Here is a 23896-nt window from a genome sequence, read left to right as displayed (position 1 = left end):
TCTTACATTCGCATCGGCATAACAACGTAAAGATTTCCCTGCTCATCGAGCCCTTCAATCAACGCACTGCTATTGGAATCCGACAAGGTAAAGCGAACAATATCTGAATTAAGAATAGAAAGCGCATCCAGCAAGTAGTTAACATTGAAACCGATCTCAAGAGAGTCTCCCTCATAATCGATCGCAATCGTTTCTTCTGCTTCTTCTTGCTCTGGGTTATTAGCCATAACCTGCAGAAAACCACTGGTTAATGTTAAACGAACGCCGCGATATTTCTCGTTAGATAGAATCGCGATACGGCTGAATACTTTTCGCAACGCCTGGCGATCCCCCAATACAAACTTGTCGCCGTTGCGCGGGATAACACGCTGATAATCAGGAAATTTTCCATCAACAAGTTTAGAGGTAAAGATGAATTCGCCGACATGTGCGCGGATATGATTAGCGCCCACAACCAGTTTCAGGGGTTCATCACCATGCTGAAGTAAGCGCGCCAATTCCAGAATGCCTTTACGTGGCACGATAATCTGTTGTGCGGATTGCTGATCCGTTTCAACATTGGCAACACTGGTCGCCAGTCGATGTCCATCGGTCGCAACCGTGCGCAATGAACCGTCAGCAATTTCAAGCAGCATACCGTTCAGGTAATAACGCACATCCTGCTGAGCCATCGAAAAGCCCGTTTGCTCAATCAAATAACGAAGTTGACCTTGCGAGAGTGTCAGATCAAATGTCTGCGGACTGTCTTCAACATTCGGAAACTCAGCAGCTGGCAGTGTAGACAGCGAAAAGCGGCTACGGCCTGACTTAATAACCATCTTCTGGCCAGTCAGTGCCATCTCAATTTGTGAATCATCCGGCAGTGATTTACAAATATCCATAAGTTTACGCGCAGGCACTGTCACCGAACCTGGCTCAGCCGGCTCATCAAGCGTGACACAACCAACCAGCTCTACTTCAAGATCAGTTCCTGTCATGGACAGCTTATGATCTTCAGCGACCAATAAAATATTGGACAACACCGGAAGTGTCTGACGACGCTCTACTACACCCGCTACCAATTGCAGCGGTTTAATCAGTGCTTCACGTGAAATAACGAATTTCATGGCAACCTACCCTTATTCCGCTCCGATACTACGCCGTCAGATGACGTAGCAGGTTCTGATAATCTTCTCGGATATCCGTATCGCTTTCCCGCAACTCTTTGATTTTACGGCAAGCGTGTAAAACCGTCGTATGATCGCGACCACCAAAGGCATTGCCAATCTCAGGTAAACTGTGATTGGTCAGTTCTTTGGAAATACTCATGGCGACCTGACGGGGACGTGCTACCGAGCGACTTCTTCGCTTGGATAACAAATCGGATATCTTAATTTTATAATACTCCGCGACCACACGCTGAATATTGTCAATACTAACTTGTTTATCCTGTAATGCCAGTAAGTCTTTCAATGATTCTTTAATGAAAGGCGTAGTTATTGCATTACCTGTAAAATGCGCGTTGGCAATGACCCGTTTCAGGGCGCCTTCAAGCTCACGGACGTTGGATCTGATTTTTTGTGCCAGAAAGAAAGCAGCATCATCCGGGAGGATAATTTTAGCTTCTTCGGCTTTTTTCATCACGATGGCAGCACGCGTTTCCAATTCAGGCGGCTCAACAGCCACCGTTAGTCCCCAGCCAAAACGTGATTTGAGACGATCCTCAACACCGTTTATCTCTTTCGGATAACGATCACTGGTCAGAATCATCTGTTGGCCGCCTTCAAGCAAGGCATTAAAGGTGTGGAAAAACTCTTCCTGCGAGCGCTCTTTACCAGCAAAGAACTGAATATCATCAATAAGCAGCGCATCAACCGAGCGATAATAACGCTTAAAGTCATTAATCGCATTCAGCTGTAATGCTTTAACCATGTCCGCTACAAAGCGCTCTGAATGCAAATAAACAATGCGAGCATTCGGATTCTGGCGCAACATTTCCATGCCAACGGCATGCATTAAGTGAGTTTTACCTAAGCCAACGCCGCCATATATAAAGAGAGGGTTGTAAGCGCCACCGGGGTTATCTGCAACTTGCTGTGCGGCCGCCAATGCCAGTTGGTTTGATTTGCCCTGTACGAAGGACTCAAAAGTAAAGGCTCTGTTTAAATTAGATTGATGGCGTAAACCACCTTCTACATCCACCTCAACGGCTCTATCGGGTTCAGATAAGCCGACATCGAGTTCCAACTGAGGAGCCTGTATGAGGGATCCAGAGCCGGAGTGAGCACTTACTTCTTTGTTTTGATCTGTATTTCTTTGCGCTGGCTGATACTCAGTTTGAACCGTATCGGCATATGCAGGCGCTGCAGGCGGTGCAACAGGGCGAGGGCGCGGAGGCATCCTGCGGGCGGTTGTTGACGCAGAACCAACGGCAGCAATTTCTATCCTGACATCAATACTGATATCACCAGAAACATCGCAAATAACTTGCCGGATACGAGATAAAAATTTGTCGTTAACCCAGTCACGGACGAATCGATTCGGTGCAAAAAGAACCACCAAAGAGCCGGAACTATCATCAGCACTTAAAGGGCGAATCCAGGTATTGTATTGCTGGGCAGGGAATTCACTTTGCAAGCTAGGCAAGCAACGCTCCCACAAATCTCCCGACATAGATTCTCCGCAAAAAAATAGTGACGCGCCAAAAACAACGTAAGTCAACGTAAGTGACTGTTATGTCGCGGCTATTCTACAGTGATACACATCAGTTATCCACACGACGGCTGAAAATATTAAAAACGGCAGGTCAAAATAAAATAACCGACTAAAAGACGCATGTTTTGATTACTTATTAAACAAATCAGCACTTATATACAACAAACAAACACGATATCTAACAGATTATTCACAGGGTAACCCATTGTTATAAATACAATACAGGCGTTATAAACATTTTTATTCAGTGCTTGTTATTCACCGATGAATCAACCCCATCCGACACTCATTCTTACAAGTAATTACGTTATTAGTTAAAAAAGCATTTGAATTATATAAATTAATTCACTAGACTTTCGCGTCTTAATTTTGCTCTGTAGGCTTCAGCCAGCTAATAACCGAGCACCTAAACAAGCGTTAATAGTAGGACTGACTCATGAAAAGAACTTTTCAACCAAGCGTATTAAAACGTGCTCGTACTCACGGCTTCCGTGCTCGCATGGCTACTAAAAGTGGTCGCGCAGTTATCAATCGCCGTCGTGCTAAAGGCCGCGCACGTCTGTCTGCTTAATAACAGACAGCGGCCGGATCTGGTAGTTGAATGACCGAATTCGGATATCCCCGACAGCTGCGCCTGCTGACTGCCGGGGATTTTCAAAAGGTCTTTGATAGTGTAACTATTAAAGTACCAGACCAGAAAATTCTCATACTCGCCCGTCATAACGGACTCGAACATCCACGTCTCGGGTTTGTAATATCAAAAAAAAATGTACGTAGAGCAGTGAAACGTAATCATGTTCGGCGTATCATTCGCGAGTCATTTCGCCTTAATCAGCATGATTTACCACCCGTCGATATAATTATTCTGGCACGCCCAGGATTAGGGGATATGAGCGGATGCGATTTACATCGCCTTGCCGTAAAATGCTGGTCTCGGTTGAATAAAAAATCCAAACACGTACTTAACAAGCAAGATTAACGGTCTTAAACTTATGGATGTACAGCGAGTCATACTAGTTGCCGCTCTGGCACTTATCTCATACATGCTGGTCTTACAGTGGAATGAAGATTACGGTCAGCAACCAACAGCACAAGCCCCGGCTGCTTCTGTATCTGTCTATGGCAGCGCAGCGACAAGCAGTGATCTCCCAACCGCAGTAAATACCGAAAAAAGCGTTTCTGGTGACTTACCTATTACCGAAACAACGCCAATAAGCACGCCTAAAGCACAGCTTATTACGGTAAAAACTGATGTTCTGGACGTGCTTATAGATGCCAAAGGCGGTGATATCATTCAAGTTGCCCTGCCAGCATACAAAGCATCGTTAGGCAGTCCACTTCCATTTATTCTGCTAGAACAAACACCTGGTCGCACCTACGTATCCCAAAGCGGCTTGGTGGGCAAAAACGGTCCAGATGCGAGTCCGGATGGTCGCCCAACCTATGTAGTAGAAAGCAACGAATTTACGCTGGGTGATAAAGATAGCTTCAATGTCGACTTGCTATTAACTAACCCGAATGGCGTTACCATCACTAAGCGATATATCTTTAGCAAAGGCTCATACACTATTGGGCATGAATATATCGTAAATAATGGATCTGCTGAACTCTTCCAGGCGAACCTGTTCGCTCAGATCAAGCGCGACCAAAGCTCAGATCCAAACTCATCTACTGATATGGGAATGCAGTCTTACTTAGGACCTGTCTTCTCTACCGCTGAAAATAAGTATCAAAAATACTCTTTCGATGATGTTGATGAAGTCAACTTCAATGCAACCACGCCTGATGGCTGGGCGGGTATGATTCAGCATTACTTCCTGAGTGCATGGATTCCTGCACCCGGCGCTGAATATACTTACAGCACCCGCAAGTTGAACGGTAACTATATCGCTGGTTTTGTTTCGCCTGCTTTTGAAGTACCTGCCGGCAGCGAAAAAACGGTATCTGCATCTTTCTATGCAGGCCCTAAAGATGTTGATCAGATGGAAGCCGCGGCTCCAAACCTTGAACTAACCCTTGATTACGGTTGGTTATGGTGGATTGCATCGCCCCTGTATGTCGTTCTTAAATGGATTCACGGTATTGTCGGCAACTGGGGTCTGACTATTATTTGTATCACCATCCTCGTGAAAGCATTGCTCTTCCAGTTAAACGCTAAAGCCTTCAAATCCATGGCTAAAATGCGTAAGTTCGGTCCAGAGATGACACGCTTGAAAGAGCTTCATGGTGGTGACCGCCAGAAGATGTCTCAGGCAATGATGGAACTGTACAAGAAAGAGAAGATAAATCCGCTCGGAGGGTGTTTACCTATCGTCGCGCAGATGCCTATCTTCATCTCTTTGTACTGGGTACTGATGGAATCGGTAGAATTGCGTCACGCTGAGTTCCTGTACCTGACTGACCTTTCAACAAAAGATCCTTACTTCATTCTGCCGATCATCATGGGCGTGAGTATGTTTATTCAGCAATCGCTGAACCCAACGCCTCCGGACCCGATGCAGGCTAAAGTAATGAAGATGTTGCCTATCCTGTTCACCTTCTTCTTCCTGTGGTTCCCTGCAGGTCTGACGCTGTACTGGGTAGTTAACAACATTCTGTCAATCGCACAGCAATATGTGATTAACAAACAGATTGAAGCGGAACCTGTCGCGTCTTAACATAGCGCAACGAACACAAGAAAGGCTCCTGCGGGAGCCTTTTTCAATGTCGCCAGAAAAATGGAGTACTTATGAGCCTGATATCTCAAGAAACCATCGCCGCACAAGCGACTGCCCCCGGGCGTGGAGGTGTGGGGATTATTCGTGTATCAGGTCCAAAAGCAGCTGAAATAGCTGAACAGGTGTTAGGTTATCTGCCCAAACCGCGTTATGCACACTACGGTCCTTTCAAAGATGTACAAGGCAACGAGTTGGACGAAGGCATTGCACTGTATTTCCCCGGTCCAAACTCATTTACCGGTGAGGATATTCTGGAGTTACAAGGGCACGGCGGCCCTGTAGTCATGGATTTTCTGCTTCAACGTGTTCAATCACTCGGTGCCCGACTCGCCCGGCCGGGGGAATTTTCTGAACGCGCTTTTTTAAATGACAAACTCGACTTAGCGCAGGCGGAAGCAATTGCCGACTTAATTGACAGCTCCTCACAGCAAGCCGCGCGTTGTGCGTTACGCTCTCTGCAGGGAGAGTTCTCGCGCCGTATCGATACCTTGGTAGAGTCGCTCATCCAGTTACGCATCTATGTAGAAGCCGCTATCGACTTCCCCGAGGAGGAGATCGACTTTCTCGCTGACGGCAAAGTACTTGCAGACCTGCATGCCATCATTGCTAACCTCGATGCAGTACAAGATGAAGCCAAGCAGGGTAGCTTGATCCGCGAAGGCATGAGCGTTGTTATTGCCGGCCGTCCTAACGCCGGTAAGTCCAGCCTGCTGAATGCACTCGCAGGACGGGAAACGGCGATTGTCACCGATATTGAAGGGACTACACGTGATGTATTGCGTGAACATATCCACATTGACGGCATGCCACTGCACATTATCGATACCGCCGGATTGCGTGACGCACCCGATGAAGTCGAACGTATTGGTATTAGCCGTGCCTGGGAAGAAATCCATAAAGCGGATAGGGTACTGTTGATGGTAGACAGCACCAAAACACATGCGGATGACCCGCAGCAGATCTGGCCAGAATTTGTCGAGAAGCTGAAAGATCAAAGCAAGATCACAGTTATTCGCAACAAATCGGATCTTAGCGGAGAAGGATGCGGCTTACAAGAAGTACACGGCCACACCTTAATCAACCTTTCAGCCAAAGCGGGTGAGGGGATAGAAACGTTACGCGATCACCTGAAAACCTGCATGGGCTACCAAGCCACCACCGAAGGTGGGTTTCTGGCACGGCGCCGCCACCTTGAGGCGTTAAATACCGCCTCACGACTGCTGGAAACCGGCCGTGAGCAGTTAATCTACAACGGTGCCGGCGAACTACTCGCCGAGGACCTGAGACAAGCCCAGCAAGCCCTAGGAGAGATAACCGGTCAGTTCAGTAATGATGATCTGTTAGGTAGAATTTTTTCAAGCTTCTGCATTGGCAAGTGAACTAATATCTTGCTGGGATTAAGGTTATAGCACGCCTATCGCATCATAGAGGTGTAAAAACAGGATCTGCAACAGTAAAAATTTTACTGAAAATATCCGGTTACGCATAAACAGGCCGAAGTTGCTGATATTAAAACGTCCCGAGAGTGTCAAATGCATCCCTGAGAGTGGCGACGCAATCACCCCTCCGGCCCAGCACATCAGGAAGGTCATGGCCAACAGATCTGGCGCGGCATTAAGATTGGCGAGTAAGCCGCCTGCTGTGGCGATAGTGATGACAGGATGCACACCGAGAACCGCCAGAGTGACCGATATAATCAATAAGCCGCTCGCTTGCCACGGGCCAAAACTACTTATTCCGAGCGATAAATTAGCTGACGTCATCAGTACGCCGATTCCCACTGCCAAGACACCCGCCGACAGAAACAACAGCAGTTCTGAGCCGATATTCGGAATCACATTCACGATATGATTTTTATACGAGGCAATACCGGCCGAGCGTTGCCAAAGCACCAGCAACAACAAAGGCAAGGTAATCGATAGTAACGAGATCAGCGTCAGCACCGGCACCAGCGGCAACAAAAAATGGCACGCCATGATCGATATTCCGAGAAATGATGGCATCCATAAGGCCGACAGATCCAACGGATAACCTTTGAACTCCCCGACCTCTATTTCCTTGCTGATTTCTGTTCCGGCAATCCACAGAGCAACGGCCGCGATGGGCAAACCAGCCATGGCTAAAATAAACAGATGTGCTCCGGGAGCATTAATCAGCGCTACCCCCATCGCAGCAAAAAAAGGCGACCAAAGTGCCGCTGTACCAAAACCGCGAGAAAGGGTGGCCGCCTGCGTCATCGTTAAAGGTTGTTTCTGATTCAGCTGTTCCGCCATAATCATCAGCGCCGACAGGTTGATAACCGATCCGAACAGATGCACCCCGAGTAAAGTTTTCCAGAAAGCTTTCCTACCCTGGGGTTCGGATCGTTCATCACTCAACGCCGAGGCCGCAACCAAGCGTAAAAAGCTGACAGATGCCAGCATAGTGACTAATGCCTGGTTCGCGCTCAGCGCTTTCAACCAGGATGTCGGTGCACCCTGTGCATAACTCCAAAACAAACAGACAACACCTACCAGTAACATCAAGCCAGATTGCAGCAATTGCATCGGCCGTACACGGTGTAACAATAAAATAGCTGCCAACCAACCCACAATTCCCGCCCACCAACTGGGTAGAGTAGCCGTTAAACCAGTGATGACAGATAACACGATCATCACAAACAGCGTAAGACCAGCCAGGCGGATATGGAGTGGACTCTGTTGTTGTATAATCGCCTGATTATTCGACATCTTTCATCTCACAATAGCCGCAGCACGGGTTCCTGCAAAGCAGAAAACTGCTCCCTAAGCTGCAACAGATGCTCCCCCCAGTAGCGCTCGGTATTGAACCATGAAAAATTATGCGGAAAAGCGGGATCATCCCAGCGGCGAGCAATCCAGGCCGCATAGTGCATCATTCGTAAAGTACGTAACGCTTCTATTAAATGCAGTTCACGGGGATTAAAATCGGAAAACTCATTATAGCCTTCTATGACTTCGCCAATTTGTAGCTGCTGTTGTTGACGATCTCCCGTCAAAAACATCCACAAATCCTGAATAGCAGGTGCCATGCGCGCATCGTCAAAATCAACAAAATGAGGCGTATTATCCCGCCACAGGATATTGCCGGCATGGCAATCGCCATGCACACGGATTTGCTTCACAGCTCCGGCACGCTTAAAAGCGGCGTCAATTTCACGCAACAGATCTGAGGTGAGGCTGTCGTAAGCATTTTTTAATGATTTAGGGATAAATTCCTGGCTGATAAAAGCCGCGCTATCCACACCATAGCTTTGAATATCCAAAGCAGGTCTGTGGATAAAAGGCCGTACCTGGCTTATGTGATGTATTCGTCCAATCGTTCGCCCTAACTGAAACTGATGCTCGGGGTCATCCAGCTCTGGCGCCCGGCCGCCGCGGCGCTCAAATAATGAGAAACGGAAATCTTTGAACGTAAATAAACTCTCGTCGATCTCATTTTTCATCGGTGCAACAACCGACAGTTCCTGCTCCACCAGCTCATACATAAACTGATGTTCTTCGATAATCTGCTCGTTACTCCAACGCTGTGGTCGGTAGAACTTGGCAATTAATGGTGTTTTTTCTTCAATACCTACCTGATAAACGCGGTTTTCATAACTGTTTAGCGCCATGATACGACCGTCACTTAAATACCCAAGCGACTCCACTGCGTCAAGAACGGTATCCGGTGTCAATTCAAAAAAGGGCTGTTTATTCATAAGACTAGCGTCGAATCCGGTAATGTAAGCATTGAAAAACGAACCTCATATAGTAAACCCTGAGCGACGCAATAGCGCGCTCAATGTGTTCAGCAGCAGTTTTTATAAATAGATTTTATAAAAACACATCATCTGGAACTAACACAGTGGACGTTAAACATTCCTGATCTGTTGGATGATAGAAAGTTTTCTTTCATCCGGCAAAAAACTAGCCTTAATACTGTTGATAGCCAACTGCCGGGCCTGAGCAGGTGACATCGCCAACGATTCATATAAAGCCATATAGTTCTCCGCGACATAGCCACCAAAATAAGCAGGATCGTCAGAATTAACCGTCACCATAACGCCTTGATCGAGCATTTTTAATATCGTGTGGTCAGACATATCTGCGAAGACTTTTAAGCGCGTATTCGATAGCGGGCAAACCGTCAGTGGGATCTGCTCATCGATCAAACGTTGCATCAATTCGGCATCCTCATAAGCACGCACGCCATGGTCGATACGATCTACATTGAGCTGATCTAATGCTGACCACACATATGCTGGCGGGCCTTCTTCACCCGCATGAGCGACTGTTTTAAAGCCTTTGGCGCGAGCTTTGGCAAAGACACGCTGAAACTTCTCCGGAGGATGGCCCATTTCAGAGCTGTCTAAGCCCACCGCAATAAACTGATCACGATATGGCATGGCCATCTCTAACGTTTCAAAAGCGGCTTCTTCGGATAAATGACGTAAAAAGGAGAGTATCAGGTAGCTACTGATACCCAACTCAGTTTCGGCCTGTTTTAAGGCAGCGCTGATACCCTTGATCAAGACCTTAAAAGAAATACCTCTATCCGTATGAGTTTGCGGATCAAAAAACGGCTCGGTATGCACCACGCCTTGCGCTTTACAACGCAGCAGATACGCCCAGGTTAAATCAAAAAAATCCTGCTCGGTCTGTAATACATTGGCGCCTTGATAATATATATCGAGAAAATCCTGCAAATTACTGAATTGATAAGCGGCTTTAATGGCCGCTATATCAGCATAGGGGAGCGTGATGCCGTTTCGATTCGCCAGCTGCATCATCAGTGCGGGCTCCAGGCTGCCTTCCAGATGAAGATGCAACTCAGCTTTAGGCAGCTGTGTAATAAAATCGGTCATGTTCATCATAAAAGCTCCCTGAAATTAGCCTAAAAATAGATTTAAAAAAGGGGGCATAAGCCCCCTGGTGTCATTTAGGTTATTAGTCCTGATTACTTCGGAATCTCACTAGGCACACCTTCTACAAACCAATTAATACCCGCCAGATCAGCATGCGGTAAAATTTCGCCTTCAGCCACTATAAGTTCACCGGCCTTATTTTTTATCGGACCGGCAAATGGGTGCAGAGTTCCTGCTTTGATCTGGGCGATCAGCGCTTGAGCCTCAGCAACAATATCCGCTGGGATGCTATCACTGAATTCAGGGATAACGATCTCTTCTTCTGCCATTCCACCCCAATGATCTTCCGACTTCCAGGTACCATCCATAACTTGCTGAACACGTTTGATGTAGAAAGGAGACCAGTTATCCACAACCGAAAATATGTGCGCTTTTTTACCAAACTTAGACATATCAGATGCCTGACCTACTGCAAATGCACCCCGTCTGTCGGCTGCTTGCATCGCTGCCGGGCTATCCGTGTGCTGCAAAATAATATCCACACCCTGATCCATCATTGCATTGGCGGCATCCGCTTCTTTACCCGGATCGAACCAGCTATTGACCCAGATGATTTTCAGCTCAGCATCCGGGTTATATTTATTCAACGCCAACTGTACCGCATTGATATCACGAATAACCTCAGGAATAGGGAAGGAGGCGATAAAACCAATTTTGTTAGATTTAGTCATTTTCGCGGCCGTAAAGCCCGCGATATAGCGACCTTCGTAGGTATTAGAGATATAAGTACCGACGTTTTTTGACAACTTGTATCCCGTCGCGTGTTCAAACGTCACTTTTGGGAAGCGTTTGGCTACTTTCAGGGTAGGATTCATAAAACCAAACGAGGTTGTAAAAATCAGATCGTGGCCGGTTTTAGCAAGATTACGGATAACACGCTCAGCATCCGCGCCTTCGGGTACGTTTTCAACGTAAGTCGTTTTCACCTTATCGCCAAAATGCTTTTCTAAAGCCAAACGTCCCTGATCATGTTGATAACTCCAGCCATGATCGCCTATCGGCCCTACGTATACAAAACCTACTTTAAAAGGCTCCGCTGCCTGAACACCCAGTGCCGCCACTATAGCCACAGCAGCCATTAAGCCTGTCAGGAATTTTTTTAAGACGATTTTTTTCATTACGGAAATCCTCGTTAGAATACTTTTTATTATTGACTAAAATGCTCAGCCAGCATTGTTTGCCCGGTCAGCCAACGGTGTAGCGAAGGTATAATCCATATCCCATGGAAAACGAATCCAGGTATCCTGGCTCACTTCCATTACATAAGTATCTACTAAAGGCCGGCCAGCAGGTTTAGCATATAAGGTGACGAAATGCGCTTTAGGTAGCATTTCACGAACACATCGCGCTGTTTTACCCGTATCAACTAAGTCATCCACCAGCAAAAAGCCTTCACCGTCGCCTTCAACACCTTTAAGAATGTTCAGTTCTCCCTGATGCGTCGCCGCATCACCTTCTTGACTCGCCGCATAACTGGTGATGCAGACGGTATCGATCAAACGGATATCCAGCTCACGAGCAAGAATCGCGGCAGGCACCAGGCCTCCTCGCGTGATCGCTATAATCCCTTTCCACGGGCCTAACTCCAGCAACCGCCATGAAAGCGCACGGGAGTTACGGTGAAGCTCCTCCCAGGTAACCGGAAAATCTTTACGGTAAGGCGACTGTCCCATCAATTATTCCTCATCAATCAACATTACATATGTCTTATAAAAAGATGACAAGACATAACACTGTCAGAAATCATAACCTAAAAGTTAGGTTTTTCTAGTGTATAAATGTTCTGCTCCCCTGTACCAGTCTTTCCTCAGGTACGCGATGTTAACCAGCCTCGCTCAATATAATCAACCGAGCACACACCAAACATTTTAAGCAGAATGTTTATTCGTCGATTACTAGCACTTCCTGTGTATCTGGACGCACATTATTACATTCCCTGATTTACGCTCCCTGGCTCTGCCTACGTTACGTTCCCGCATGAAAGGGTTTGCCCAAAGAGATCGGCGCATACATTTTACTTTGCCCCTGATTACGCGACATCATCACCAGCACCAGTACCGTAGCAATATAAGGCAGCATCGCTAGCAGGTTAGGTGATACAGCAAACCCAAGTCCCTGTGCTACCAGGTGCAAAATACTCGCTAGACCAAACAGATAAGCCCCCAGCAGTATTCTTTCTGTACGCCAGCTCGCAAATACAACCAAAGCTAATGCAATCCAACCACGTCCGGAGGTCATGTTTTCAGCCCATAAAGGGGTATAGGCCAGAGACAGATAACCGCCCGCTAAACCCGCCATGGCACCACCAAAAGCCACCGCTAAATAACGGGTGCGCATAACCGGTAAACCGATGGCGTTAGCGGCATGTGGATTCTCGCCGACTGCTTTGACAATTAAGCCGGTGCGACTCGATCGGAAAAACCAAAAGATCACGCCAAATAAGACAAAAGACAGGTAAACGATCAGATCCTGAGCAAACAGCATTTTGCCGATCACCGGGATTTCGCTGAGGAAGGGGATAGCGATCACGTCTAACCCTTCAATGGGATTACCGACAAAGCCTGAACCGATAAAAGCCGATAACCCTGTTCCAAAGATGGTCAACGCCAGGCCCGTTGCAACTTGATTGGCATTAAGCCCCAGTGCAATCATGGCAAATAATTGCGACATCAGCACACCGGCAACGATCGCCATCAAAAAGCCAAAGAATAGATTACCCGTTAACCATGTTGCTATAAACCCAGCCACAGCACCCATCAGCATCATGCCTTCCTGACCTAAATTTAACACGCCGCTTTTTTCACATACCATTTCACCCAGCGCCACAATCAGCAACGGAGTCCCGGTACGTATCATGGCGTAGAGAATATTCGTAATCAGATCAATATCCATTAATGTTGCTCCGCACGGCTTGTCACTGTATCCATACCTGACCAGGGAAATTTAATTTTATAACCAATCAAGACATCACAGGCGAGGAGGTAAAACAGCAGCATTCCCTGAAACAAACCGGTGATAGCCAGCGGCATATTCAATTCAATCTGCGCCATTTCTCCCCCCATATAAATGAGGGCCATTAATAGGCTGGCAAATAAAATACCGACAGGGTGCAAGCGTCCTAAAAAAGCCACAATGATAGCGGCATAGCCATAGCCCGGGGATATCTGCGGTACTAGTTGTCCTATTGGGCCTGCTACCTCACCGGCACCGGCAAGCCCTGCCAATCCGCCGCTAATTAGCATCGTTATCCAGACGAGTTTTTTATCTTTAAAACCGGCTAGCCTCGCAGCACTGGCATCCAGCCCCAATACTTTTATTTGAAACCCTATAAAGCTACGGGCTAACAAAACCCAGATAATCACGACTGCCAACAAAGCAAACAATATACCCGCGTGCACGCGCGTATCCTCTACTAAAATCGGCAACAAGGAAGCGTCCCCAAACATCGCTGATTCTGGAAAGTTGTAGCCATCGGGGTCTTTCAATGGCCCATGCACCGAAAAAATCAGCAAGTTCAGCGCAATATAGTTAAACATGATGGTTGTCAGAATTTCATTCGCGTTAAAGTGGGTTTTTAGCCAAGCCGCCAACAGCGCCCATAATGCACCACCCGCAATTCCCGCCAGCATCACTGCCGGCATAGCCCACGCAGCCTCCACTTCGATAATATTGACCGCTAACGCGCTGGCAGCGAGTCCACCGATCAATAGCTGTCCTTCAGCACCGATATTCCACACCTGCGCCTTAAATACGATCGCAAGTCCAATCGCGCAGAGCAAAATAGGTGTCGTTTTAACGCATAACTCAGCTAAACCATAGGTATCTGAAATCGGCGTATAGAGCATGGTTTTTAAAGCAAAGAAAGGATCATGTCCCTGCAAATAAAAAAACACGCCCCCGGTAATCAGAGTAAGAACACCGGCTAACAAAGGTGATAAATAGGCCATTTTACGGGAGTGCTCGGCGCGAGGTACGAGTTTAAGAAACATCTGGCACTCCTTAATGAGTTTTTACGGCTGCTGCCGTCGATTGTAGCGAAACGATGTTCGCCTCAGGCGTTTTTTCATCAGGGAGTAGTTCATCAAACATGCCTGCCATCCAGCGTCCGACCTCTTCTAATGTCACCTGCGGTGTAGGTTTAATCGGTGAAAGAGCACCATCACAAATAGCGCAAAGTCGATCAGAGATTAAAAAAAGCTCATCGATATCTTCTGAGACAATCAATATTGCGGCCCCCTGATCCCGCAAATCGATTAAAGCCTGATGAATCGCTGTGGCAGCACCGATATCAACTCCCCAGGTAGGATGTGCTGCGACTAATAATTGCGGATTCTGCATGATCTCGCGACCAATAATGAACTTTTGCAGATTACCGCCCGATAGGCTTTTGGCATGCGTACCACTATCAGGCGTCTTCACTTTGAACTGTTTAATAATTTTTTTCGCAAAACTTTCTGTACCCTCATGGTCGATCATGCCATTTTTAATCAAACCTGTTAGAAAGCCTGTCAGCAGTGCATTATCTTTCAAACTCATATCGGGCACTGCACCGCGACCTAAACGCTCTTCAGGCACGAAGGCGAGTCCTTTACGACGGCGTTTTTCCGGGCATAAATGCCCGACGGGGCCACAGGGGAAGTGGATAGCATCATGATTTTTGATGATATCTTCACCACTCAGTGCCGCCAGTAATTCTTCCTGACCATTACCAGCCACACCTGCAATGCCGACAATTTCACCCGCATGTACATCCAGATTAATGTTTTTCAGATCAACACCAAATGGGTCATCACTGCGTTGATTCAAGCCACGCACCTGTAAAAAAACCGCCTGTCCCTGCACTTTGTCATAATCCATGCTAATAGGGGTTTCATCCCCCACCATCATGCGTGCCATACTGGATGCATCTTCCTCCGTGGGTATACAAGCTCCCGATACCCGCCCGGCACGCAATACCGTCGCGCGATGACATAAGGCTTTGACTTCATTTAATTTATGGCTGATAAACAAAATACTACAACCTTCCTCTGCCAAACGGCGCAGCGTGATAAACAGTGTATCGACTTCCTGTGGCGTTAAAACTGAGGTCGGCTCATCCAGAATCAACAAGCGAATATCCTGTACCAAACAACGCACTATCTCAACCCGTTGCCTTTCTCCCACCGAAAGTGAATGTACGTAGCGCTGCGGATTCAACGCCATACCATAACGCGCTGATACGCTGCGAATTTTTTCAGCCAGGGCTTTCATATCGTCGGCTTCATTGCCCAACGCCAATGCGATATTCTCAGTAACGGTCAGGGTTTCGAATAATGAAAAGTGCTGAAAAACCATGCCAATACCGAGTTTTCGAGCATGCGCAGGATCTTTAATCCGAATCGTCTCTCCTTCCCAGATTAATTGTCCGGCATCGGGCTTCACTACACCGTAGATAATCTTCATCAGAGTACTTTTACCGGCACCGTTTTCACCTAGCAGGGCATGGATCTCTCCTACACCGATGTCCAGATCAACGCTGTCATTAGCAAGACACCCCGGATATTGCTTAGTGATACCTTGCATGACCAACCGCTTTGGCCGATCCGGATTAGAGCTGACTGTAGGAGTATTCATCTGTGCCCTCATTTAACGAATCGAACTTACTGTAATGTCTCTGGGCTCATTAGCTATAGACTGATTTTTTATACATAATGGCAGAATTTATGAAAGACCTGACTAATAAGACAGTTTTTTGAATAACTCAGATACATATTTTATCTCAGGTAGCTATCTGAAATACTATCGATAAATTAAAATAATATGAAAAAAGCAACGAAGTAAATTTATTTATAATCGATTAGCATGAAAATGTTAATGATGAAATTGCAGCACAATTAGGCATTTTATCATGTTAGCGATCTGCTAAGGAGCAGCCGTTATGGATCCTTAGCAACATGATTGGATGCGTTTATTAATGCTCTTTTTACATCTGATCCATGCCTGGGGTTAATCCTTTTTCATTAATGGATTTATATAGGCCGTTCCTCCTAATTGACGCATCTGCCTGGAAATCCATGTCACCCGCTGCGCTATATAAGCCGTCGGACGTCCTGCATTAAAGCGCTTAGGGTTAGGTAATACAGCCGCTAACCGAGCCGCCTGTACCTGGCTAAGCTGACGTGCATTCACACCAAAGAAATGCCGGCTAGCGGCTTCAACTCCGTAGATACCTTCACCAAATTCAGCAATGTTCAGATAAACTTCCATAATTCTGCGCTTAGACCACAAACCTTCCAGCCCCAATGTTAAACCGGCTTCGAATATTTTGCGTACAAACTGACGGCCGTTCCACAGAAACAGGTTTTTTGCAGTCTGTTGTGAAATGGTACTGGCTCCGCGTAAAGCGTTACCTTTTCGATAGTCCTTAACGACCGTCATAATTCCTTTAATATCCAATCCCCAATGGTGAAGAAAGGTCTGATCTTCACTGGCAATCACCGCTAGAGGCATCCACGCAGAGATATTTTCAAGATCAACCCATGTATGGCGTACCTCACGTTGCGGATGCTGCCACTGATCAATAACCATAAAAGCGGATGTTGGCGGATTAACAAAACGCAATAAACCAATCATTCCCAAAAAAAATAAACATACCAATAGAAATGTTAAAAGCACACGCTGTATAAACGACCGTAGCATAGATTTTTTAGCCACTCAGGATGCTCCCAAAGAAGAAAATTTCAACATCAAAAACCCCTTAAACTTTAATCACACACAGGCATAAAACGCCTATTTATACTTTTTTAATTGGTTATTACTTGTTAAAAAGAGATTCTATCTAATAACAAGAAAATAACAGCTCTTCGTTCGTTAAACGATAGAGTTTTACAGGGAGACGTTATGCATCCGTGCGAATTTCAGGCTGATTACATTATTATCGGCGCAGGTTCCGCTGGTTGTGTGTTAGCAAACAGACTCTCAGCCGATCCAAAAAATAAAGTCCTTTTATTAGAGGCGGGTGGCAAAGACAGCTACCCCTGGATTCATATTCCCATCGGCTATATATACACCATGAACAACCCGAAAACTGATTGGTGCTTTAAGACACAGGCCGATGCCGGATTAAATGGCCGCGCTCTGAACTATCCTCGTGGAAAAGTGCTGGGGGGATGCTCCTCCATCAATGGCATGATCTATATGCGAGGCCAACAACAAGATTATGATCAGTGGGCAGCGGCCGGCAATCAAGGATGGAGTTGGGACGACGTACTTCCTTATTTTAAAAAATCAGAAGATCACTTTGCTGGCACATCAGCACTGCATGGAGCGGGGGGCGAATGGCGGGTAGAAGAGCAGCGCCTCTCGTGGGAAGTACTGGATAGCTTCAGGGAAGCGGCTGCACAATCAGGTATTCCTTCAATTGATGATTTTAATGGTGGTGATAATGAAGGTTTCAGTTACTTCCAGGTGAACCAGAAAAATGGGCGTCGCTGGTCCGCCGCCACCGGCTTTCTTCATCCTATTAAAGACCGACCTAATTTAACTATTCTTACCCATGCGCATGTTGATCGTCTGCATATTAAAAACAAACAGGTTATAGGTGTAGCTTTTGATCTTAACGGCGTACCAAGCTACGCGCGCAGCAATAAAGAAGTGATATTGTCAGCAGGAGCGGTCATCTCACCCATCATTTTGCAGCGTTCGGGTATTGGGAATGCCGAACTCTTAAAACAGCACGATATTGAGCTTACCCATGAACTACCGGGCGTTGGCGAAAACCTTCAGGATCACTTACAAGTCAGGGCTGTGTTTAAAGTAAAAAACACCCACACGTTAAACGAACAGGCCAATAGCCTGTTAGGCAAAGCTAAAATGGCATTTGATTATGCGTTTTTCAGACGAGGACCTCTTTCGATGGCCCCGAGCCAGTTAGGAGGATTTGCTAAGAGTAACGACTCCTATACTACTGCAAATCTTGAATACCATATTCAACCACTGAGTTGCGATAAGCTCGGCGATCCACTCCATGCATTTCCCGCTATTACGGTTTCTGTTTGCAACCTCAGACCTAAAAGCCGGGGACATGTCAGATTAAGCGCTAAAGATCCTTATTCTGCCCCAATAATCACACCCAACTATCTTAGCCATCAAGAAGATCAACAGGTTGCCGCAGATGCCTTAAAGCTTAGCCGTCGTATCTGTCAGGCAGACGCTTTTAAAAAGTATGCTCCCGAAGAGTTTAAACCGGGTATTACGATCAATACTGATGACGAGCTGATTAAAGCCGCGGGAGATATAGCCACGACTATTTTTCATCCTGTAGGCACCTGCAAAATGGGAAATGACGCTATGTCGGTTGTAGATGAGCAGCTGAAAGTCCACGGAATAGATCAACTTCGAGTCGTTGATGCCTCTATTATGCCGTCAATTACCTCTGGAAATACTAATTCACCCACAATTATGATCGCAGAGAAGGCTGCAGCGATGATTTTGAAAAAATAATTCATTTTATTTTCCACAGATCAGCCTTTCCACAGGCTGATCTGCCTGCCTTATGAGCCAGTTACTCACATTTCTTTACACAAAAGTTATCTACAATTGTTTTTATATACACACACAAGCTATTGTTTTAAATAGATAAAACAAAACTATTAAGGACTTATCCACTGTTAGTAGTTTTAAACCATCCCTCTTTCTAAGTAATTTAAAAAACTCCATTTACAATGTTATTAACACTTTACACAGATTTACCCACAATCAGCGGCTGAATTATTCAATCGTTATTCACTATTTATGTATATGTTGATAACTACTGTGTAAATCAGGGGATATAGTGAGGTGAGAGGTGTGGGTAAACCTACCTGTGGATAACCAGCTGTTTTATGCACACCTTATATACCCACAGGACAGAGGTATCTGACAGTTTCCGTACCCAGTTTGATGTCTTTTATCTTATTGTTTTTATTGATAAAAAAAGTGTTAAGAACAGAAAAGTAGCTGCTTAATAATAACAACAATAATAATCTTATATATATATTCATATACTCTTTATCTTTATTAACTAAAAACAAAAACAATTAACAAATTGATCAATTTTTAAACATTCCTTCCATCGTTTTAGAATGTATAATGCGTCCCCTATCAAATCTGTTTCATAAAAACAGTTGAGTAATCTGCGTTATATCGAGGTAAGAGCATTGGACTATCCAGATCGTTTTGATGTCATTGTTATTGGTGGAGGGCATGCTGGAACTGAAGCAGCGTTAACTTCTGCACGTATGGGTGCTAAAACTCTGTTGTTGACACATAACATTGAAACGCTCGGGCAGATGTCATGTAATCCAGCGATTGGTGGTATTGGAAAAAGCCATCTGGTTAAAGAAATTGATGCGCTGGATGGGGCAATGGCTCGCGCGACAGACAAGGCTGGTATTCAGTTCCGGGTTTTGAATTCAAGGAAAGGACCTGCTGTGCGAGCAACACGTGCTCAAGCTGACAGAATTCTTTACAAAGCAGCCATACGTTCTATTCTCGAAAATCAACCTAACTTGCATATTTTTCAACAAGCCGCAGATGATCTGATTGTCGAACAGGACACAGTGAAAGGTGTGGTGACGCAAACAGGTATTCGATTTTTTGCCCCATCTGTAGTTCTGACAGCGGGCACTTTTCTCGGTGGAGTTATCCATATCGGGTTAGAGAATTTTTCTGGTGGTCGAGCGGGCGATCCACCCTCTATTGCCTTAGCAAAACGCTTAAGAGAACTTCCATTTCGTGTAGAACGTCTGAAAACAGGAACACCTCCGCGTATTGATGCGCGCAGTGTTAATTTTTCTGTGATGCAAGCTCAGCCTGGTGATACTCCCAGACCTGTAATGTCATTCATGGGATCGTTGAGTGATCACCCCGAACAGATCAGCTGTTACATTACGCATACTAATGAACGCACTCATGATATTCTGCGCACCGGTTTAGATCGTTCACCAATGTACACCGGCGTTATCGAAGGTGTAGGTCCTCGTTATTGCCCGTCAATTGAAGATAAAATCATGCGTTTTGCTGATAAAAATCAGCATCAGATTTTTGTTGAACCAGAGGGCTTAACAACCAACGAACTCTATCCGAATGGCATATCAACCAGTTTGCCATTTGATATTCAATTAGCCGCTGTCAGATCTATTTTAGGTTTTGAAAATGCTCATATTCTGCGGCCTGGTTATGCGATTGAGTATGATTTCTTCAATCCGCAAGACCTGAAACATACGCTGGAAACCAAATTTATTCAGGGACTCTATTTTGCTGGGCAGATCAACGGAACAACCGGTTATGAAGAAGCGGCAGCACAAGGTCTGTTAGCAGGATATAACGCAGCAGCGCAAGCGTTAGACAAAGAGCAGTGGTATCCGCGACGTGATGAAGCCTATATCGGTGTTCTGGTTGATGACCTGATAACCATGGGAACATCAGAGCCTTATCGGATGTTTACCAGCAGGGCAGAATACCGTCTGATTCTTCGGGAAGATAATGCGGATTTACGTTTAACAGAAAAAGGCCGTGAACTTGGCTTAGTAAGCGATGAGCGCTGGACTGCTTTTTGTAAAAAACGTGAAGCGATTGAGCAGGAAAAACAGCGCTTGAGTAGTACCTGGATTCAACCAGGAACCGACGCGGCTGAAAAAATTAAAGATAAGCTCTCTTCTGCTATGCAACGCGAATATAATCTTGCAGATCTGATTCGTCGTCCTGAACTGAATTATGCTGATGTTGCTGAATTAAAAGGAGAAGCGGTAAGTGATCCGCTGGTGGCAGAGCAGGTTGAGATTCAATTCAAATATGAAGGCTATATCAACCGTCAGATTGATGATATTCAACGAGTTAAACAGCAAGAGAATACAGCGCTTCCTGACAACTTTGATTATGAAGTGATCGGTGGGCTGTCAAACGAACTAAAAAGTAAGTTACAGCAGCAACGCCCGGTAACAATAGCTCAGGCTTCCCGAATTCAGGGAATGACGCCTGCAGCAATATCATTGTTACTGGTGCATCTTAAAAAACAACAGATGATCAAAAAGCAACAAAAGGCAACCGGTTAATGGATGTGACACAACAGCGAGCTTTACTGGTAAAACAATCGGATAAGATGGCGCTTGCGCTAACCGATAACCAGCTGGATACATTGATGGCGTATCTTCAGCTGCTGGTAAAATGGAATAAAGCTTATAATTTAACGGCGGTAAAGGATCCGGTTGAGATGGTTTCGCGACATCTGCTGGATAGCTTAAGCTTATTACCCTTTATCAAAGGGCCTCGAATTATTGATGTAGGCAGTGGTGCTGGTTTGCCGGGTATTCCTTTGGCTATTTGTCGTCCGGATATTGACGTTACAACACTCGATAGTAATGGTAAAAAAACGCGCTTTCAGAATCAGGTAAAGGTTGAGTTAGGATTGAGTAACCTGACTGTGATCAATGGTCGTGCAGAAGCCTGTGTCGATGAACCTTTTGATCAAGTGGTATCGCGTGCTTTTGCGTCTATAGCGGATATGATTAACTGGACACATCAGTTGTGCCGACAAGAAGGGGTTTTTCTTGCAATGAAGGGACTCTATCCTGAAGATGAGTTAACGCAATTACCCGCTGGTTTTGTATTAAAAAACAGTCATTCTCTTAACGTTCCGGGCACGCAAGGCGCACGGCATTTGATGGTTATTGGGAGAGGGTAATAGTGGCTAAGATCCTGACGATAACCAATCAGAAAGGTGGTGTTGGAAAAACCACTACCTGTGTCAATCTGTCCGCATCGCTGGCGGCAACAAAAAAACGCGTGCTGATGGTTGATCTCGACCCACAAGGCAATGCGACGATGGGCAGCGGTGTTGATAAACACGATTTACAACATTCTGCTTATGAGCTTTTAACAGGGCAATCAACAGCCATAGAAGCGATCATCAAAAATCCAAAAGTAGGCTACGATATTATTGGTTCAAATGGTGATCTGACGGCGGCGGAAGTTGAGTTACTGCAATTACCCCGAAGAGAATTTCGTCTGAAAACAGCATTAGCTCCCGTGATAGATGATTATGATTTCATATTGATCGATAATCCGCCGTCGCTGAATTTGCTCACCGTTAATGCGTTGGCCGCCTCATCCGGCGTAATTATTCCGATGCAGTGTGAATATTATGCGCTTGAAGGAATTAGCGCGTTAATCGGAACAATCGATAAAATCAATCAGCGTCTGAATCCTAATCTGCGGATTGAAGGCATTTTACGCACTATGTTCGATCCGCGCATGAGTCTTACAAAAGACGTATCAAATCATCTGGTTGATTACTTTGGCGATAAAGTTTACCGAACCGTGATTCCGCGTAATGTAAGGTTAGCGGAAGCGCCTTCTCATGGTTTACCTGTTTTGTTTTATGATAAAAATTCACGTGGTTCAGTGGCCTATCTGGCATTGGCAGGTGAGTTGATTAGAAAAACTGCGCAAGAATTAAAAAATGCTAAGCAAGCCGAGCAACAGGAAGCAGAATAATGGTTAAAAAAAGAGGACTAGGACGCGGACTGGATGCGTTACTCGCTGGCATTAATAATGAAGATGAAAACACCTCCGCTGTCAGTAAAGAAAGTCTGAATGATGGCTATCGTTTGATGTCAGTGCATAAAATACAGCGTGGACGCTATCAGCCACGTCGTGATCTGGAACCAGCTGCACTTGATGACCTGGCTAATTCCATCCGTGTGCAGGGTGTTATGCAACCCATCATTATTCGGCCAGTTGATGGCGACAAATATGAAATCATTGCCGGCGAGCGTCGTTGGAGAGCATCTCAAATGGCGGGCCTTGATGAAATTCCGGTCATCGTAAAAGATGTAGCCGATGAAGCCGCTATAGCGATGGCTCTGATAGAAAATATCCAGCGGGAGGATTTAAACCCGATGGAGGAAGCGATTGCATTACAGCGCTTACAGGATGAATTTGAGTTAACTCAACAGGAAGTAGCCGATGCCGTAGGGAAATCACGATCGACGGTTGCTAACTTGCTGCGTCTGATGAAGCTGACCGATGATGTCCGAAAAATGCTGGAATACGGTGATCTGGAAATGGGGCATGCACGCGCTTTACTGGGACTAGAAAGTGATCAGCAGCTAGCAGCAGCACAGGAAGTGGCCGGTAAAGCGCTTTCTGTTCGCCAGACGGAAGAATTGGTTCGAAAATGGCAAACAGAAGATCTGGCCAAACCATTACGTCAGGTAAAACAAGCAGATCCTCAACTTGAAAAGATATCAAGTGATTTGTCACGGCGTTTTGCCGCTAAGGTTTCTATTAACCAGAATCCTAAGGGAAAGGGAAAAATCACCATTGCATATGATTCTCCTGACGCACTAGAAAGCATTTTGAAGAATTTCGCAGAGTAATTAAATCAATATATTAACAGCAGACTGGGTGTTTTAAGGACTTAAGTATGATTGGTGATAAGACATTAGTGCAAAACCCTTACTATCATGTTGAGTCTGACGGATTAACCCCATATAATCGGCTCGCTGTTTTGATTTATTGCTACAAAATGGTGCGAAAGAGT

The 23896-nt window shown here is 45.7% G+C and carries 20 protein-coding genes; 9 read left to right on the top strand and 11 right to left on the bottom strand.

Annotated features, from left to right (window positions below; genetic code table 11):
* Positions 1 to 2: 2 nt before the first annotated feature.
* On the bottom strand, positions 3 to 1106 hold the full coding sequence (gene dnaN, locus BM099_RS00230; protein ID WP_090722921.1) for a DNA polymerase III subunit beta: 1104 nt from the start codon (positions 1104 to 1106) through the stop codon (positions 3 to 5).
* A gap of 28 nt (positions 1107 to 1134) precedes the next feature.
* Complete coding sequence (gene dnaA / locus BM099_RS00225) at positions 1135 to 2652, bottom strand: chromosomal replication initiator protein DnaA (protein ID WP_090722917.1); 1518 nt, start codon at positions 2650 to 2652, stop codon at positions 1135 to 1137.
* Positions 2653 to 3130: 478 nt separating this feature from the next.
* Between dnaA and rpmH the strand changes: the two genes are divergently transcribed.
* The 4 genes from rpmH (at position 3131) to mnmE (ending at position 6790) form a co-directional block, all read left to right on the top strand.
* Complete coding sequence (gene rpmH, locus BM099_RS00220; protein WP_054339742.1) at positions 3131 to 3265, top strand: 50S ribosomal protein L34; 135 nt, start codon at positions 3131 to 3133, stop codon at positions 3263 to 3265.
* Positions 3266 to 3295: 30 nt separating this feature from the next.
* Positions 3296 to 3673, top strand: coding sequence for a ribonuclease P protein component (gene rnpA / locus BM099_RS00215; RefSeq protein ID WP_090722914.1), 378 nt, complete (start codon positions 3296 to 3298; stop codon positions 3671 to 3673).
* Between the two features lie 13 nt (positions 3674 to 3686).
* Positions 3687 to 5351: a membrane protein insertase YidC gene (gene yidC, locus BM099_RS00210; protein ID WP_090722911.1), complete on the top strand. Its 1665-nt coding sequence runs from the start codon at positions 3687 to 3689 to the stop codon at positions 5349 to 5351.
* Positions 5352 to 5422: 71 nt separating this feature from the next.
* Positions 5423 to 6790 (top strand): tRNA uridine-5-carboxymethylaminomethyl(34) synthesis GTPase MnmE, encoded by a 1368-nt coding sequence (gene mnmE / locus BM099_RS00205; protein ID WP_090722908.1) that lies wholly within the window; start codon positions 5423 to 5425, stop codon positions 6788 to 6790.
* Positions 6791 to 6814: 24 nt separating this feature from the next.
* Here the strand turns inward: mnmE and BM099_RS00200 are convergent, their stop codons facing one another.
* The 9 genes from BM099_RS00200 to mtgA all read right to left on the bottom strand — a co-directional run bounded on the left by BM099_RS00200 (position 6815) and on the right by mtgA (position 17028).
* Positions 6815 to 8140, bottom strand: a complete 1326-nt coding sequence (locus BM099_RS00200) for a hypothetical protein (protein ID WP_090722905.1) — start codon at positions 8138 to 8140, stop codon at positions 6815 to 6817.
* A gap of 8 nt (positions 8141 to 8148) precedes the next feature.
* On the bottom strand, positions 8149 to 9129 hold the full coding sequence (locus BM099_RS00195) for a serine/threonine protein kinase (protein ID WP_090722901.1): 981 nt from the start codon (positions 9127 to 9129) through the stop codon (positions 8149 to 8151).
* 153 nt (positions 9130 to 9282) lie between these two features.
* On the bottom strand, positions 9283 to 10275 hold the full coding sequence (locus BM099_RS00190; protein ID WP_090724111.1) for an adenosine deaminase: 993 nt from the start codon (positions 10273 to 10275) through the stop codon (positions 9283 to 9285).
* A 92-nt stretch (positions 10276 to 10367) separates the two neighbouring features.
* Positions 10368 to 11453, bottom strand: coding sequence for a BMP family ABC transporter substrate-binding protein (locus BM099_RS00185; RefSeq protein WP_090722898.1), 1086 nt, complete (start codon positions 11451 to 11453; stop codon positions 10368 to 10370).
* A 45-nt stretch (positions 11454 to 11498) separates the two neighbouring features.
* Positions 11499 to 12008: a xanthine phosphoribosyltransferase gene (gene gpt, locus BM099_RS00180; RefSeq protein WP_090722890.1), complete on the bottom strand. Its 510-nt coding sequence runs from the start codon at positions 12006 to 12008 to the stop codon at positions 11499 to 11501.
* Positions 12009 to 12300: 292 nt separating this feature from the next.
* Complete coding sequence (locus BM099_RS00175) at positions 12301 to 13227, bottom strand: ABC transporter permease (protein ID WP_090722886.1); 927 nt, start codon at positions 13225 to 13227, stop codon at positions 12301 to 12303.
* Positions 13227 to 14324, bottom strand: a complete 1098-nt coding sequence (locus tag BM099_RS00170; RefSeq protein WP_090722882.1) for an ABC transporter permease — start codon at positions 14322 to 14324, stop codon at positions 13227 to 13229. Before BM099_RS00170 ends, BM099_RS00175 begins: the two co-directional genes overlap by 1 nt.
* A 10-nt stretch (positions 14325 to 14334) precedes the next feature.
* On the bottom strand, positions 14335 to 15948 hold the full coding sequence (locus BM099_RS00165) for an ABC transporter ATP-binding protein (protein WP_090722877.1): 1614 nt from the start codon (positions 15946 to 15948) through the stop codon (positions 14335 to 14337).
* Between the two features lie 372 nt (positions 15949 to 16320).
* A complete protein-coding gene (gene mtgA / locus BM099_RS00160; RefSeq protein WP_244889899.1) occupies positions 16321 to 17028 on the bottom strand; it encodes a monofunctional biosynthetic peptidoglycan transglycosylase in 708 nt (235 codons plus the stop codon).
* Positions 17029 to 17214: 186 nt separating this feature from the next.
* On the opposite strand from mtgA, the gene BM099_RS00155 reads away from it, so the two are divergent.
* From BM099_RS00155 to BM099_RS00135, 5 genes are all read left to right on the top strand, one after another.
* Positions 17215 to 18816, top strand: a complete 1602-nt coding sequence (locus BM099_RS00155) for a GMC family oxidoreductase (RefSeq protein WP_090722873.1) — start codon at positions 17215 to 17217, stop codon at positions 18814 to 18816.
* Positions 18817 to 19511: 695 nt separating this feature from the next.
* On the top strand, positions 19512 to 21407 hold the full coding sequence (mnmG, locus tag BM099_RS00150) for a tRNA uridine-5-carboxymethylaminomethyl(34) synthesis enzyme MnmG (RefSeq protein ID WP_090722870.1): 1896 nt from the start codon (positions 19512 to 19514) through the stop codon (positions 21405 to 21407).
* The gene (gene rsmG / locus BM099_RS00145; protein WP_090722866.1) at positions 21407 to 22036 is read left to right on the top strand and encodes a 16S rRNA (guanine(527)-N(7))-methyltransferase RsmG; all 630 of its coding nucleotides are present in this window, start codon (positions 21407 to 21409) and stop codon (positions 22034 to 22036) included. Before mnmG ends, rsmG begins: the two co-directional genes overlap by 1 nt.
* Before the next feature lie 2 nt (positions 22037 to 22038).
* Positions 22039 to 22848, top strand: coding sequence for a ParA family protein (locus BM099_RS00140; RefSeq protein ID WP_090722862.1), 810 nt, complete (start codon positions 22039 to 22041; stop codon positions 22846 to 22848).
* Positions 22848 to 23732 carry a ParB/RepB/Spo0J family partition protein gene (locus tag BM099_RS00135; protein ID WP_198064086.1) on the top strand — a complete coding sequence of 295 codons (885 nt, stop codon included), beginning with the start codon at positions 22848 to 22850 and terminating at the stop codon, positions 23730 to 23732. Before BM099_RS00140 ends, BM099_RS00135 begins: the two co-directional genes overlap by 1 nt.
* Positions 23733 to 23896 lie beyond the last annotated feature (164 nt).

Origin of the sequence: Neptunomonas qingdaonensis (genome assembly GCF_900113275.1) — a bacterium.
Taxonomy (GTDB): domain Bacteria; phylum Pseudomonadota; class Gammaproteobacteria; order Pseudomonadales; family Balneatricaceae; genus Neptunomonas; species Neptunomonas qingdaonensis.
The sequence above is the reverse complement of the archived record's forward strand: the minus strand, read 5'-3'. Positions and strand labels throughout refer to the sequence as shown.

What these genes read in the sequence shown, in the direction of transcription:
- dnaA (WP_090722917.1), bottom strand. Translation starts at nt 2,652, where the DNA reads ATGTCGGGAGATTTGTGGGAGCGTTGCTTGCCTAGCTTGCAAAGTGAA.
- dnaN (WP_090722921.1), bottom strand. Translation starts at nt 1,106, where the DNA reads ATGAAATTCGTTATTTCACGTGAAGCACTGATTAAACCGCTGCAATTG.
- BM099_RS00200 (WP_090722905.1), bottom strand. Translation starts at nt 8,140, where the DNA reads ATGTCGAATAATCAGGCGATTATACAACAACAGAGTCCACTCCATATC.
- BM099_RS00170 (WP_090722882.1), bottom strand. Translation starts at nt 14,324, where the DNA reads ATGTTTCTTAAACTCGTACCTCGCGCCGAGCACTCCCGTAAAATGGCC.
- rpmH (WP_054339742.1), top strand. Translation starts at nt 3,131, where the DNA reads ATGAAAAGAACTTTTCAACCAAGCGTATTAAAACGTGCTCGTACTCAC.
- BM099_RS00135 (WP_198064086.1), top strand. Translation starts at nt 22,848, where the DNA reads ATGGTTAAAAAAAGAGGACTAGGACGCGGACTGGATGCGTTACTCGCT.
- rsmG (WP_090722866.1), top strand. Translation starts at nt 21,407, where the DNA reads ATGGATGTGACACAACAGCGAGCTTTACTGGTAAAACAATCGGATAAG.
- BM099_RS00185 (WP_090722898.1), bottom strand. Translation starts at nt 11,453, where the DNA reads ATGAAAAAAATCGTCTTAAAAAAATTCCTGACAGGCTTAATGGCTGCT.
- yidC (WP_090722911.1), top strand. Translation starts at nt 3,687, where the DNA reads ATGGATGTACAGCGAGTCATACTAGTTGCCGCTCTGGCACTTATCTCA.
- gpt (WP_090722890.1), bottom strand. Translation starts at nt 12,008, where the DNA reads ATGGGACAGTCGCCTTACCGTAAAGATTTTCCGGTTACCTGGGAGGAG.
- rnpA (WP_090722914.1), top strand. Translation starts at nt 3,296, where the DNA reads ATGACCGAATTCGGATATCCCCGACAGCTGCGCCTGCTGACTGCCGGG.
- BM099_RS00155 (WP_090722873.1), top strand. Translation starts at nt 17,215, where the DNA reads ATGCATCCGTGCGAATTTCAGGCTGATTACATTATTATCGGCGCAGGT.
- BM099_RS00175 (WP_090722886.1), bottom strand. Translation starts at nt 13,227, where the DNA reads ATGGATATTGATCTGATTACGAATATTCTCTACGCCATGATACGTACC.
- BM099_RS00165 (WP_090722877.1), bottom strand. Translation starts at nt 15,948, where the DNA reads ATGAATACTCCTACAGTCAGCTCTAATCCGGATCGGCCAAAGCGGTTG.
- BM099_RS00195 (WP_090722901.1), bottom strand. Translation starts at nt 9,129, where the DNA reads ATGAATAAACAGCCCTTTTTTGAATTGACACCGGATACCGTTCTTGAC.
- BM099_RS00190 (WP_090724111.1), bottom strand. Translation starts at nt 10,275, where the DNA reads ATGACCGATTTTATTACACAGCTGCCTAAAGCTGAGTTGCATCTTCAT.
- mnmE (WP_090722908.1), top strand. Translation starts at nt 5,423, where the DNA reads ATGAGCCTGATATCTCAAGAAACCATCGCCGCACAAGCGACTGCCCCC.